At 67.9% G+C, this 13,163-nt stretch carries 16 protein-coding genes; 5 read left to right on the top strand and 11 right to left on the bottom strand.

Annotated features, from left to right (window positions below; all coding sequences use genetic code 11):
- The first annotated feature begins 18 nt into the window (after positions 1-18).
- The 3 genes from AB0L70_RS14355 (at position 19) to AB0L70_RS14345 (ending at position 2,323) form a co-directional block, all read left to right on the top strand.
- Positions 19-528 (top strand): SigE family RNA polymerase sigma factor, encoded by a 510-nt coding sequence (locus tag AB0L70_RS14355; RefSeq protein ID WP_363683821.1) that lies wholly within the window; start codon positions 19-21, stop codon positions 526-528.
- 11 nt (positions 529-539) lie between these two features.
- Complete coding sequence (locus AB0L70_RS14350) at positions 540-1,592, top strand: hypothetical protein (RefSeq protein ID WP_363683819.1); 1,053 nt, start codon at positions 540-542, stop codon at positions 1,590-1,592.
- Between the two features lie 158 nt (positions 1,593-1,750).
- Positions 1,751-2,323: a dihydrofolate reductase family protein gene (locus AB0L70_RS14345; RefSeq protein WP_363683817.1), complete on the top strand. Its 573-nt coding sequence runs from the start codon at positions 1,751-1,753 to the stop codon at positions 2,321-2,323.
- A gap of 1 nt (position 2,324) precedes the next feature.
- Here the strand turns inward: AB0L70_RS14345 and AB0L70_RS14340 are convergent, their stop codons facing one another.
- The 6 genes from AB0L70_RS14340 to AB0L70_RS14315 are packed head-to-tail and all read right to left on the bottom strand — an operon-like array spanning position 2,325 to position 6,804.
- Positions 2,325-3,062 carry an ABC transporter permease gene (locus AB0L70_RS14340; protein ID WP_363683815.1) on the bottom strand — a complete coding sequence of 246 codons (738 nt, stop codon included), beginning with the start codon at positions 3,060-3,062 and terminating at the stop codon, positions 2,325-2,327.
- Entirely contained in the window at positions 3,059-3,781 is a 723-nt protein-coding gene (locus AB0L70_RS14335; RefSeq protein ID WP_363683813.1) for an ABC transporter ATP-binding protein, read from the bottom strand. Before AB0L70_RS14335 ends, AB0L70_RS14340 begins: the two co-directional genes overlap by 4 nt.
- Positions 3,782-3,829: 48 nt before the next feature.
- Entirely contained in the window at positions 3,830-4,420 is a 591-nt protein-coding gene (locus tag AB0L70_RS14330; RefSeq protein ID WP_363683811.1) for an HDIG domain-containing metalloprotein, read from the bottom strand.
- On the bottom strand, positions 4,420-5,016 hold the full coding sequence (locus AB0L70_RS14325) for a TetR family transcriptional regulator (protein WP_363683809.1): 597 nt from the start codon (positions 5,014-5,016) through the stop codon (positions 4,420-4,422). Before AB0L70_RS14325 ends, AB0L70_RS14330 begins: the two co-directional genes overlap by 1 nt.
- Positions 5,013-5,864 (bottom strand): sugar phosphate isomerase/epimerase family protein, encoded by an 852-nt coding sequence (locus AB0L70_RS14320; RefSeq protein WP_363683807.1) that lies wholly within the window; start codon positions 5,862-5,864, stop codon positions 5,013-5,015. The genes AB0L70_RS14325 and AB0L70_RS14320 overlap by 4 nt, the downstream gene beginning before the upstream one ends.
- Before the next feature lie 7 nt (positions 5,865-5,871).
- Positions 5,872-6,804, bottom strand: coding sequence for a Ppx/GppA phosphatase family protein (locus AB0L70_RS14315; protein ID WP_363683805.1), 933 nt, complete (start codon positions 6,802-6,804; stop codon positions 5,872-5,874).
- An 87-nt stretch (positions 6,805-6,891) separates the two neighbouring features.
- On the opposite strand from AB0L70_RS14315, the gene AB0L70_RS14310 reads away from it, so the two are divergent.
- Positions 6,892-7,632, top strand: a complete 741-nt coding sequence (locus AB0L70_RS14310; RefSeq protein ID WP_363683803.1) for a hypothetical protein — start codon at positions 6,892-6,894, stop codon at positions 7,630-7,632.
- Here AB0L70_RS14310 and AB0L70_RS14305 read toward each other — a convergent pair.
- From AB0L70_RS14305 to AB0L70_RS14295, 3 genes are all read right to left on the bottom strand, one after another.
- A complete protein-coding gene (locus AB0L70_RS14305; protein ID WP_363683801.1) occupies positions 7,625-8,575 on the bottom strand; it encodes an NAD-dependent epimerase/dehydratase family protein in 951 nt (316 codons plus the stop codon). The genes AB0L70_RS14310 and AB0L70_RS14305 overlap by 8 nt on opposite strands.
- Before the next feature lie 91 nt (positions 8,576-8,666).
- The gene (locus AB0L70_RS14300) at positions 8,667-9,074 is read right to left on the bottom strand and encodes a hypothetical protein (RefSeq protein WP_363683799.1); all 408 of its coding nucleotides are present in this window, start codon (positions 9,072-9,074) and stop codon (positions 8,667-8,669) included.
- A 10-nt stretch (positions 9,075-9,084) separates the two neighbouring features.
- Positions 9,085-9,474 (bottom strand): hypothetical protein, encoded by a 390-nt coding sequence (locus tag AB0L70_RS14295; protein ID WP_363683797.1) that lies wholly within the window; start codon positions 9,472-9,474, stop codon positions 9,085-9,087.
- Between the two features lie 186 nt (positions 9,475-9,660).
- Between AB0L70_RS14295 and AB0L70_RS14290 the strand changes: the two genes are divergently transcribed.
- Positions 9,661-10,293 carry a VOC family protein gene (locus tag AB0L70_RS14290; RefSeq protein ID WP_363683795.1) on the top strand — a complete coding sequence of 211 codons (633 nt, stop codon included), beginning with the start codon at positions 9,661-9,663 and terminating at the stop codon, positions 10,291-10,293.
- 17 nt (positions 10,294-10,310) lie between these two features.
- On the opposite strand, the gene AB0L70_RS14285 is transcribed toward AB0L70_RS14290, so the two are convergent.
- A complete protein-coding gene (locus AB0L70_RS14285) occupies positions 10,311-12,275 on the bottom strand; it encodes an FAD-dependent monooxygenase (protein WP_363683793.1) in 1,965 nt (654 codons plus the stop codon).
- Positions 12,272-13,159: a polyprenyl synthetase family protein gene (locus AB0L70_RS14280; RefSeq protein WP_363683790.1), complete on the bottom strand. Its 888-nt coding sequence runs from the start codon at positions 13,157-13,159 to the stop codon at positions 12,272-12,274. The genes AB0L70_RS14285 and AB0L70_RS14280 overlap by 4 nt, the downstream gene beginning before the upstream one ends.
- Positions 13,160-13,163: the final 4 nt, after the last annotated feature.

Below are 13,163 nucleotides of genomic sequence, written 5' to 3'. Positions count from 1 at the left end.
ATGGAGAGTGGAGGCGGGATGACGGAGCGGGACCGGGACTATGTGGAGTTCGTTGCCTCGGCCAGCGGCTCGTTGCGGCGGACGGCGTTCCTGGTGTGTGGAGATCGGCATCGGGCGGACGACATCGTCCAGGACACGCTGTACAAGCTGTACCTGTCCTGGCCGAAGATCCAGCGGGTGGGGAATCCGTTCGCGTACGCCCGCCGGATGGTGGTCAACGCGGCCCACGACGGGCACCGGCGACCGTGGCGGCGGGAGGTTTCCACTGCGGACGTACCGGACGGGGTGCATCGGGACGACTTCGTCGCCGGGCACGCCGATCGGGACGAAGTACTGGAGGCACTCCGCGGACTCGGGCCGCGACAACGCGCTTGCGTCGTCCTGCGCTACTACGAGGACCTGTCCGTCGAACAGACCGCCGAGATCCTCGGTTGTTCCGAGGGCACGGTGAAGAGCCAGGCGGCGCGTGGCCTCAGCACTCTCCGGCAAGCCATCGATCTGACGCGACGGCGGAGCCGGGCGCTGTGAAGGAGAACGAGATGGAAGACGTACGCGAGGTCGAGGCGGAGCTGAACCGCATCGCCGACGCAGAACAACTGGACCCTTTCGACCCGGACGCGCTCCTGGCCCGCGGTCGGCGCGGCCGGCGGCGGCGCAAGTTCCTGACCGCCGGCGGAGCCGTGGCGGGGGTGGCAATCGTCGCCCTGGCCGCGAGCCAGCTCCCCAATCTTGGTGCCCCCGGCAACAAGACTGTCGTCGCCCCCGAGCAGACGTCACTGTTCGAGCAGGTGCAGGGCATACCGCGCGGCGACGATGTCGTCGGCGCGCCTATCAGCAACGCGGAGGCGCTGCGCCGTTGCCGGCTGCGGCTTCCGGACATGAAGGGTCCGTTGGCGAACACCGTCGGCGGATACCGGATCGGGGACCGGGCGATGACCGGCGGCAAGCCCAAGATCGGCGACAAGATGTATCTGTGCACGATCCCCGGCGGGGACAAGCCGACGGCCGCACTGCTGGCCAAGGTCCGGAAGGATCCGGTTCCGACCGATCCGGCCACCCAGTTGCTGAACTGTTCCGCGCAGACCTGGGTTGATGTCACCAAGTGGCACATCGTCGCTTCGGCGCGGTCGAAGACCTGGCCGAGCATCCTGCTGACCGCGGTGGCACCCAACGGGCGAACCGCGATCGCCTGCGAGATCGAGAAGAACTCGCTGAACGGCGGCATGGTGATGCGTGGGACCACCTTCATGAACCTGAACTCTTTGCGGCACGCGCAGGACCCGATTCTCACCGAGGCCAAGGGTTCGCAACGCGCGGAGCTCTACACCGGTAAGGACTTGAGCGGCCAGCAATGCTCGTCCGGAAAGCACTGCTGGGAGGCCCGCGCCTGGGGCCGGGTGGCGAGCACGGCAACCCGGATCCACCTGCAGATGGGCTCGGCGGCGGGGAGCGACGTTCCGGTCACCGACGGCTGGTTCGCCTACATCTGGCTGAGCGCACCGACAACGGCCAAGATGACCGATTTCAAAGCCACCGCCTACGACAAGAACGGAAACGTCGTCAAGGTCCTGGAACCCCGGCAACCCCGCTGAGCTCGATGCGATCAAGGGATCAACAGATGGGCGCCCTTACGTGGGCGCCCATCTCTCGCAAACCACCGTGACCCGGGTCACAGGGATCATGTGTCCAGTCCAGCCGGGCTCGGACGACGCAGTGATGACAGCACGGTGGAACTCACAAGGAGCACATGATGCGTACCCTGATCGCGACCGCGTTCGTTTCGCTCGATGGCGTCGTCGAGGCGCCGGGTGGAGAGGCCGGCTACCGCAACGCCGGCTGGACGTTCAAGGACATCCCGTTCGACGAGGCGTCGTTCGAGCTCAAGGGCCGCGAGCAGGACGAGGCAGCGGCCATGATGATGGGCCGGGCCAGCTACGAGTCCTTCGCGCCGGTCTGGCCCGACCTGCCCGACTTCCCCGGCTACAAGGTGATGCCGAAGTACGTCGTCTCGACCACCCTGCAGGACGAGGACCTGGTCTCCAACTGGGGCGAGACCACCATCCTGCGCTCGCTCGACGACGTCGCCGCGCTCAAGCAGACCGAGGGCGGGCCGATCATCATCCACGGCAGCGCCACCCTCGACCGCAACCTGTCCGACGCCGGCCTGATCGACCGCTACCACCTGCTGGTCTTCCCGGTCCTGCTCGGCGCCGGCAAGCGCCTGTTCAGCGAGACCGACAAGGACAAGCAGCGCCTCCAGGTCGTCGAGAGCGAGTCCTACGCCAACGGCATCCAGAAGCTCGTGTACGACGTCATCCGCTGACTCAAGCGGTACGCCGCTTCAACGTCGCCGCGCCCAATCCGAGTGCCGCCAGGATGAACGCGAGCACCACCACGGCGTCTCCCCCGGTCCCGGTGGTGAACCCATTGCCTTGGGCAACTCCGATGACCGCGTCGACCGCATAGGACAACGGCAGTACGTCGCTCACCGCATGCAGAACCGTCGGTAGTTGATCCCGCGGAACCAGCAGTCCGCACAGCAGGATCTGCGGGATCATCACCGCCGGCATCATCTGCACGGCCTGGAACTCGGTCGCCGCGAAAGCACTCGCGAACAAGCCCAGCGCCGTACCCAGAACACCATCGAGAACGGCAACCACACCGAGTTGCCAGGCCGCGCCCCGGATGTCGAGATCCAAGGCATACAAGGCGATCGAGACCACCACGACCGCCTGGACGACGGCGATCACCGCGAACGCCAGCGCATAGCCGAGCAGGAAGTCGAGCTTCGCCATCGGCATCGTGAAGAGTCGCGCCAGCGTCCCGCTCGAGCGTTCCCGCAGGGTCGCGACCGACGTGACGACGAACATGATGATCGCCGGGAACACCGCGAGCAGCGGACCGCCGAAGCGGTCGAAGGCGCCGGGTGAATCGTGGAACATCCACCACATCAGGGTGACGAACAAGGCCGGCAGTACGACGAGCATCGCGACCGTACGGTGGTCACGCCGGAGCTGCGCGAGGACTCGGGCCGCGACGGCGAAGGTGACTCGGAGCGTCATCGTGCACCTGCTTTCCGGTCGATCAGGGTGAGGAACGCCTGCTCGATGTCGTCCGTACCGACCGAGTCGAGCAGGGCTTGCGGGGTGTCGTCGGCGAGCAGGTCGCCGTCGCGCATCAGCAGGAGCCGGTCACAGCGCGAAGCCTCGTCCATCACGTGACTGGAGACGAGCAACGTCGCACCGGCGTCGGCCAACGAATGGAAGAGCTCCCAGAGATCACGCCGGAGGACGGGGTCCAGTCCGACGGTCGGCTCGTCGAGGACGAGCAGTTCAGGGTTGCCGAGCAAGGCCGCGGCGAGCGAGGCCCGCGACCGCTGCCCGCCGGACAGACGGTCCACCCGGGCATCCGCGTGCGAACGCAGGTCCACCGCGTCGATCACCCGGTCCACATCTTCCGCAGGAACCCCGAGCACGGCGGCGAAGAAGCGCAGGTTCTCCGTGACGGTCAGATCGCCGTACACGCTGGGCTCCTGGGTCACGTACCCGATCCGGCCGCGCAGCTTGGGAGCTCCGGCGGGCAGCCCGAGGACGGTGACATCGCCGCTCACGCGTGCCTGCAGACCGACGATCGCCCGGATCAGGGTCGTCTTGCCACAGCCGGAGGGCCCGAGCAGCCCGGTCACCGTCCCGGCCCGGAGGTCGAAGTCGACCCCGTGCAGGACCTCCCGGTCGCCGCGCACCACCACGACGCCCCGGCAACTCACCGCATTTTTCATCATGTGATGAATTTAGCGGGCACGACGACACTTGGCAACCACTCGTAGCCGTCAGATGACGGCGTACCCGGTCGACTCGCCCAGCGCGGCGAGCTCGGGATCCCCGTAGCGCGCCCGGAGGGCCGCAAACGTGGCGGCCTTCTCCTCACCCCACCGGCCGACGGCCACCTGGTACGACGCGCCGCTCACGAACACCGGCGGAGTGCGCTTGCTGTGGAACTTGTCGGCGTACATGACAAGTTCCTCCTCGCCGGACCCGGGCACGTAGTCGTCGACGGGAATCGGCAACGCTCCCCGCAGGACCTCGTCGCGGGTGATGCCGACGCCCGTGTGCCGGGAGGCGAAGCGGCAGATCTCCTCGGGGAAGCCGAGGTCCTTCAACAACTCATGACCGAGTACGCCGTGCCGCACATACTCGATCGTGTTGAGTTCGCCGGTCGGGCTGTAGAGGCGATAGACGCCGACGTCATGCAGGAGCGCGCCCGCCCGGACCAGATCGGTGTCGACATCAAGGCCGGCAAAGTACTGCTCGGCGATCCGACAGACGAGCACGCAGTGCGGATACACGGACTCGAAGGCGTCGCGGGTCGGTGCGGCATCACGATGCAACGCGAGAATCTCGTCGTCGGTGGGTAGGTCCATCAGCCCGTCAGGTGGAGTTGGAGGACCGGTGCCAACCGATCGATCAAGGTGGCCAGATCAACAGAGGCAACCGGCTCGAGTCCGACCAGGTAGCGGGCCATCGCGGCACCGATCAACTGGGTCGCGACCAGCGTGACGCGAAGCTGTGCGTCGGGTACGTCGAGCGTCTTCGAGACCGGCCCGATGATCATCTGGGTGATGCCTTCGCGCATCAGCCGGGCGACCTCGTCGCTGGTCACGACGCTCCGGAAGATCGCCGTCATCCGCTGCCGGCCCTCGGGCGACTCCCAGATGCCCAGGAAGATGGTCGCGATCCGCCGGCCGATCTCGTCCTGCGGTCCGTCCACGATCCGGGCAGCGATCTGACGCGGGTCGACCGGGATCGCCATCGCCTCGATGAACAACTCGTCCTTGCTGGCGAAGTAGTGATGCACCAGGGCCGCGTCGACCCCGGCTTCCCGGGCGACCGCGCGCATCGAGGTGGCGCTGAACCCCTTCTGGGCAAAGGATTCCCGGGACGCTCGCAGGATCTCACCGCGAGTGTCCGGGCCACCCGGCCGTCGGCCAACACCCCGCCGGCCAGTGCTGGCGGTCATGGCGTGAGTTCCGAGATCTCACCCTCCGGCGTGACCGCGAACGACGTACGACGCGATGAGCGAGCGAAATGCTTGCGGGTGAAATCGAGCGACTCGACCAGGTCGACCTCGCGCTCGGACCGGCTGGTGGCGCGGCGGGTGTTGATCTCAATGATGATGTGGCCGCGGAAGTCCTGGTTCGCCAGATCCTCCAGCAGGCCCGCGGCCCGCTGGGTGCCGCGGCCGGGCACGAGGTGCTCGTCCTTCGCGGATCCGGTCCCGTCGGTCAGGTGAACGTGGGTGAGGCTCTTGCCCATCGTTGCGGCGAGCTCGACGCAGTCCTGCTCGGCAGTCGAGGCGTGCGACAGATCGAGGGTCATGTGCGCGTAGTTCTGCTCTCGCGGGTCCCAGCTGGGCGCGTACGCCTGCAGATCCCGGCCGGGCGCGCGCCACGGGTACATGTTCTCGACCGCCAGGATGACACCGGTCTCCTCCTCCAGCCGGGCGATCCCCTCGACGAACCCACGCGCGTAGTCGCGCTGCCAGCGGAACGGCGGATGGACGACGACCACCTCGGCACCGAGCTCCTTCGCGGCCTCGGCACTCCGCTCGAGCTTGCTCCACGGATCGGTTCCCCAGACCCGCTGCATGATCAGCAGGGTGGGCGCGTGCAGCGCGAGCACCGGCAGCTGGTGGTAGTCGATCAGCCGCTTGATCGCGTCGATCTGGGTGCTCAGCGGATCGATCCCGATCATCACCTCGACACCGTCGTACCCGAGCCGGGCGGCGAGCTCGAATCCACTCGCGGTCGACTCGGGGTACACGGACGCGGTGGACAGGCCGATCCGCGCGGTCTTGCTGGTGTTCATCGCGAACCTATCGGGGTTGCAGCTGGTCGAGCTGGGACAAGATGACGCCTTCACGGAGGGCCCACGGACAGACCTCGAGAGCGGACAGGTCGAAGAGGTCCAGCACCGCGTCCGCGACCATCGCGCCGGCGACCAGCTGCGACGACCGGCCGACGGACACCCCGGGCAGCTCGGCCCGCTCGGACGCGGACATCTTGGTCAGCTTCGGCATCCAGTCGGCCAGGTCGGCCCGGTTCAGCGAGCGCGGAACGTACGGGCCGTCGTCGGAGGGTGCCGCGCCGGTGATCCGGGCCAGCGAACGGAACGTCTTGCTCGTGGCAACGGCTCGCTGCGGCTTGCCGGCGCGCAGGACCGGACCGGCGACCGCGGCCATCTCGATCCGGATCCGCCGCCGGAGCGCCCGGACCTCGTCCTTGTCCGGCGGATCGTTGGTCAGCCCCTCGCGGGTCAGCCGGCCGGCGCCCAGCGGGACGGAGACGGCGACCGTCGGCTCCTCGTCGGAACCGGCCGCGATCTCCAGCGACCCGCCGCCGATGTCGAAGACCGCCAGGCGACCCGAGGACCAGCCGAACCAGCGCCGTACCGCCAGGAAGGTCAGCCGGGCCTCGTCCTCGCCGCTCAGCACCTGCAGATCGACCTCGGTCTCGTGCCGGACCCGGTCCAGCACCTTCTCGCCGTTCGGCGCCTCCCGCAGCGCGGAGGTGGCGAACGCGAGCACCGATTCACAGCCCTTGTCCTCGGCCAGGACGGACGCTTCCTTGATGAACGAGACCAGTCCGTCGGCGCCGGAGTCGGCGATCTTGCCGTTCTTGTCCAGGTGCTCGGCCAGCCGCAGCTCGGTCTTGTGCGAGTACGCCGGAAGCGGCGCGGCACCGCGGTGTGCGTCCACCACGAGCAGGTGGACGGTGTTGGAACCTACGTCGAGTACGCCGAGCCGCATACCCTCACGCTACTGGACAACCGGATTAGTGGCCTCTTGCGGAGTCGTCGTTCGCAGTTGTGCGGGTTGGGCGCGTACGCTTTCGGGGTGCCTGAGGTTTCTCTCGATTTTCCCCGTGCGTGGGTCGAGTTCACCGATCCCGACGACCCGGACCAGGTCTTCCGTTGCGACCTGACCTGGCTGGCGTCCAACTGGACCTGCATCTTCGGCGGTGGTTGCAAGGGCATCTACAAAGGGCGGCCGAACGACGGCTGTTGCACCCTCGGCGCACACTTCTCGGACTCCGACGACGAGAAGCGGGTCAAGGCGTACGTGAAGGACCTGGGCAAGGACGACTGGCAGTTCCGCAAGGAAGGCCGGAAGAACGGCTGGGTCGAGACCGACGACGAGGGCGACCGGAAGACCCGGGTCTGGGAGGGTGCCTGCATCTTCCTGAACCGCCCGGACTTCCCCGGTGGCGGCGGCTGCGCGCTGCACGGTCTCGCGCTCAAGCGCGGCGTGCATTTCGTCGAGACCAAGCCGGACGTCTGCTGGCAGCTCCCGATCCGCCGCACGTTCCGCGAGGTGGAGCGCCCGGACGGTACGACGTACACCGAGGTCGGCATCGGTGAGTACGACCGGCGCGGCTGGGGTCCGGGCGGTCACGACCTGGACTGGTACTGCACCGGCAATACCGAGGCCCACATCGGCGTCGAGGCTGTCTTCGAGTCGAGCAAGGTCGAGCTCCAGACACTGATGGGGCTCAAGGCGTACGACGTACTCGCGGAGCTCTGCAAGCAGCACCTGGAGGCGGCGCGGCCGTTGCTGCCGCACCCCGCCTCTAAGTGATCTTGCCGTTGTCGACCAGCCAGCTGATTCCGGCGAGGGCGGATTCCACCGCGGAGTAGCGCGGGCGGAAGCCGAGCAGGCGGGCGGCCTTCTCCATCGAGCAGTTCGGGCTGTGGCCGATGTGGTCCTGGGTCGCTTTGGCGACCTGCTCCGGGACTTGCTCGCTCCACTGGTCGAACGGGAGATAGCTGAGGTTGGCCTCCTGGCCGAACCAGTCGGCGACCGCCTGCGCGTAGCCGCGTAGCGTCACCGCGTCGCTCGCCACCGCGTGGAAGCTCTCGCCGATCGCGGTCGAGCGGCTCGAGATCGCGGCCAGGAAGATGCCCGCGAGGTCGGCGGCATGAACCGGGTTGAGCGTCTCCATGCCGAGGTTCGGCAGGACCAGATCATGGCCGTGGGCAAGCTTCTCGTAGACGGCGACGTCGAAGTTTCCGGCCGGGTTCACCGGGGTCCAGCCGGGCCCGCAGATGTGACCGGGGTGGATGATCGTCACCGGTAGGCCGTCGCGGCGGGCCTTGCCGAGCAGGTATGCCTCGATCGCCGCCTTCTGTACGCCGTACTCGCCGAAGGGCTTGCGTGGTACGTCTTCACGGGTCGGGACGACCTCGCTCGGGCCGTGCACCCAGATCGTGCCGCAGTGCAGGAGGTGCTGGATCTTTCCCTCGACCGCGTCGGCGAGCTGCCGGGCGCTGTCCTCGGTGAAGCAGATCAGGTCGACCACGATGTCCGGCCGCAGGTCCGCGACCCGCTTGCCGAACGTGCCCGCGGCGTCCTCCGCGGCCCGGTCGACGGAGAGTAGCTCGACCCGGTCCCAGGCGGCGTTGGACTGGTACGGCTTACGTTCACCGCGACTCAGTACGACGACCTCATGACCGAGCCGGACGAGCTCCGGAACAAGGTACGTGCCGATATGACCGGTCCCACCAATGACGACTGTGCGCATGCCCCGACCCTAGGCGATCCACCGCCCGACACACCTGGAGGCGGTGCGACTGTTCCTGCCTCACTCTGCCTCCAGGTGACGCTGGCGTTGGTCAGCCGTTCCACCAGGAGCTGGTGTCGCAGTAACTGTAGATGTCGTTGCCACCTGACGACTTCACCAGGCAGACCTCGAAGTGGATGTGCTGGTTCTCGTTCAGGTTGTGCCCGGCCGTGGCGGCGCTGACCACCGAACAGTTGCCGTTCCCGCCGGCCCGGATGTGGTACGGGTGCTTGTCGTCGGTGACGAAGGCATAGGCGGCCCAGCCGTCCTCCTCGATGTCACAGACCTCGACGTAGTCCCCGTTCGCCTTGAAGCGGACCAGGCCGCCAGGATCTCCGTCGTCGGTGTGCATGGTGTAGTCCCAGCTGGCGGCGGACGCCTGCGGAGCGGCAGTCAGCACCGAGCCGCAGGTCACGCCGACGGCCGCCAGGATGCCGAGTTTCTTGGACAGATGATTCATCGAATTCCCCTTAGCCGTTGAACCAGGAACTGGTGTCGCAGTAGCTTTCGCGGCCGCTTCTGATCAGGCAGACCCGGACCGAGATGTGCACGTCTTCCTTCAGGTCATGGGTCTTGGCGTTGACCGTCGTACAACGACCGTTGCCGCCGATCTGCAGCGAATAGCCGTTGGTGTTGTCGCTCACCTGACCGCTGACGGCCCAGCCGTCCGCCTCGATGTCGCACAGCTGGATGTAGTCGCCGTCCCGGGTGAACTTGATGACGCCACCGGGATCTCCGTCGTCGGTGTGCATCTGGTACTCCCACGTCATCGCGGACGCCTCGGGAGCACCGGCGAACATCGCGGCGCAGGTCATCCCTGCGATCGCCAGTGCGCCGGCCTTTCTCGAGCGGAGTTGCATGTGCTCGGTCCTTCTCTGTTGCGAGGCCGTCAGGCCCCTGGGCGAGTGATATCCGTGAGAAGTTAACAAGCATCTTGGTATCTTCGCGACTTAATAACGTCCTACGGTGAGAAGATCCCAGTACGCTCGTCCGGCGACACACCCCGGGTACGGCGGCTGTCGGTGGGGCAGGCCAGAATGACTGGCATGCGTCTGGATCATCTGTCGTACGCGTGCGGTCCTGATGGTTGCCGGGCCACGCTGGAGCGGTTGTCCGCGCTACTCGGAGCGGAGTTCGTCGACGGCGGGGTGCACCCGCGGTTCGGCACGGTCAACCACGTCCTTCCGCTGGAGAACGACCGGTACATCGAGGTGGTCGACGTACTCGATCACCCGGCCTCCGACAAGGCGCCGTTCGGCCAGGCGGTCCGGGCTCGCAAGGAGCTCGGCGGCGGCTGGCTGGGCTGGGTCGTGGCGGTCCGCGACATGGAGCGGATGGAGACGCGACTCGGGCGGCAGTCCGTGCCTGGGAACCGGCATCGTCCGGACGGGGTGAACCTGACCTGGCGGCAGATCGGGGTGAAGGGTCTGATCGCCGACCCGCAGCTCCCGTTCTTCATCCACTGGGACGACCTGAGCGAGCACCCGTCGATCGGCGGGAAGGGCGTCAAGCTCACCGCCCTGGAGATCGCCGGCGACCCAGCCCGCGTCACCGACTGGATCGGCCACCCCGCCGACCACCTTCTGGACGACCTCGACGTCGCCTGGGTAGGCCCCAACGGCCAACCCGGCCTGGTAGCCGCCGTCTTCGACACCCCGAACGGCATCGTCCGCCTCTAGGGACCTTGTGCGCAGGCTCAGGTTTCGGCCAGGGCCTGGGTGAAGGCGGTGAGGATTCTGGTGGAGCGCGGATCGAGACCGGTCAGGGTCGATCGCGGGACCTGGTCCGCCAGAGCATCACGAAGAAGCCGGTCCGCGTCGCGTTGATTCCCCGTCGTCTCGCCCGGCGTCCAGTCGGGGATCAGGTCGGGGATCGACGAGACGCGGTTGTGGAGCAGGTTCTCGTGGGTGGTGTCGAGGCGGGTGGGTCGTCCGTTCAGCGCGCGCAGGTCTTCGGCGTACAGGAAGGCCTGTCCGCTGTGATAGCCGTGCCGGCGGAGCCGGCGAGCCTGGTCCGCCGGAAGTCCGGCCAGTTCGGCGCCGGCTCGGCAGGGAAATTCGAACAGTGCACCGAAGAGTTCGGCCGCCGGGGTCCGGGGCCCGTCGCCGAGGCTCAGCCGCCCGGTTCTCAGCGCCGTGAGCTCACGGACCCAGTCGGCGAAGGCCCAGGAGAGCGCCGGATCGCCGACACCGGCGACGAGCTCGGCCGCGACGCCGAGGAGAAAGTCGCCCACCAGCACGGTCGTGGCGCGGGCCCAGTCGATTCCGCGGCCGTGCCGATCCGGGGCCGGCGGTGAGCCGACGAAAGCGAGCACCGCGAGCGTGGCCAACTCGATGCCTGCGGCAACCGGAGCAGCTGCCTGGGGTGGGGGACAGCCGTTTGCGGTGACGGCGGCCAGGAACGGTACGGCCGGCCGGAGCCGGTGGGCCAATGGGCCTTCGTCGGCGGCCAGCATGCGAACCAGGAACGGCCACTCGGTGCGGATGGCGGCAACCTCGAGCGCGTCGCAGCCGGCGGTGAAGGCCTTGACCAGCAGAGAATCCGCCGGATCGAGTCCGACTTCCTGACGGCTGCCCACGTCGCGCAGTCCCTCGGGGAGGATCATCGCGCGGCGGGCCTTGGTGCAGAACGGGCTGTCGTCGGTCAGCGTCGACGCCAGGGTCCGCCAGGCCAGCTGATAGCGGCGGGTAGCGTGGCGGGCGGTCTCGAAGTACCCGACGAACGCGCGCGACATCTGCTCCCGATAACGCCTACCTGCCTCGGTCGGGTCGTCGAGTGCGCCCGCGATGCAGTCCGCGGCGATCGCGCCACTCTGGACGGCGTAGCTGATGCCTTCGCCGGTGAACGGATTCGTCAGTCCGGCCGCGTCGCCGATCAGGATGCGACCTTGATCCAGACACGTCTGCGGGCTGAACCCAAGGTTGGTGGTTGCCCCGGCGACCCTGGTCGCGTCGAGACTCGCGAAGTACGGATCGATGAGAGCCAGGTCGGAGAGTGTGTCGGCGAACAGTTGCGCGGCGGATCGCTCGCGGTTCGAGGAGGTCGCGGTGAGAGTACACGTATCACCGGGCCCCTGAATCACCCACGCGGAGGCCATCGCGCCCTTGACGTTGCGCGGCGGTGGCGCTGCGAAGTACAAGATCGACTCGGGGACCGGGCCGCTGCCACGAAGTACGCCCGAGACCGTGACGCCGGTCGATTGCCGCACCTCTGTGACGTCCGGAGCCCCCGTGGCCACGACGATGTGCGCCGCCCACATGCTGCCGACTGTTCCGGCTGTGTCCTTGACCAGGACGCGATGGCGCCCATCGTCGGCAGGCTCGAGGGTTGCCCGGCCGTTGATCACGGTCGCGCCGGCGGCTCGCGCGCTCTCGATCAGTCGCTCGCGCAAGGTCGCCTGATCGCAGGCATAGAGCTCGGGCACCGCGATCAGCCGCGACTCGCACCGGCCGAACCGCAGCCGCAGTGCATCCACCGGCCGGGTCGGCAGGTCAAGGGATGCGAGAGTCGCCTCGCTGACAACCACGTCGTACGCCGGTCCGTCCGCGCGGGGTGCGTCGACCATTACGACCTGAATCCCTGCGCCGGCCAATCGGGCAGCGGCGACCGACCCTGCCGGGCCGCCACCGATCACCACGACAGGGGTCGTCGGTCCGTTCATCCCAGCTTCGACCATTCCGCCTGAGCGACAGCGAGAACTCGTTGCCGAGTCGACTCGTCACTCAACTCGTCCAGCCGCCCGAGCGCACGGCGGAAACATGCACCCGCCAACCCTCGTGCCTCGGTCAGACCCCCGAGTTCCTCGACCATCGAACGAACGGCCGGCAGGTCAGCAGCGGAGAACGACACGTCCAGCAGGAGTTCCGCCAACCGCCCGGACCGATCTCTGCGCAGCGCGGCCAGGGTCGGAGCGCCGAACAGCCCGAGCAGGTGGTCGGTGCCGGCAGGCTTGTCGGTTCGGTCGAGGTCCAGGTCCAAGGTGTCGTCGAGGATCTGGAAGGCGGCGCCGAGATCCATCCCGAACTGGCCGAGTACGGCGAGATCGGCCGCGCTCCGGCCCGCCGCCTGGCCGCCCAGCACACACGCCAGCCAGAACAAGCGCCCGGTCTTCTGCCGAACCAGCTCGTCATAGTCCGCCAAGGAGAAGTCGACATCGAAGGCACGCTGTACGTCGAGCATCTCCCCACGCGCCAGGTGTGCCGCCGTCGTGGCGAACGTCCGGTTCGCCCCCGCGCCGAGTTCGGCGGCTTCCTGCGCGGCCAGCCCGAAAACGGCGAGCCCGGTCAGCAACGCGACCTCCGTGCCGAGCGTGACGTGGGCGGCTGGAAGGTGCCGGCGTACCTCGGCCTGGTCGATCACGTCGTCGTGCAGCAACGACGCGAGATGGAGCAGCTCGACGACGGAGGCCGCCCGCACCGCGGCGTACGAGCCCTCGCCCGCGCAGACCTCGACGAGGGTGCGGCGCAGGCCTTTGCCGGCGGTCGACACGAGCCCGAGCACGACATGCCTCGACGCGGAGGGCAGGTCGGCAGCGAGTACGGCCATTCGC

It is taken from the genome of Kribbella sp. NPDC051952, from assembly GCF_040680855.1.
Lineage (GTDB): Bacteria > Actinomycetota > Actinomycetes > Propionibacteriales > Kribbellaceae > Kribbella.
Note: the sequence above shows the minus strand (reverse complement) of the source record. Positions and strands in the feature narration are given on the sequence as shown.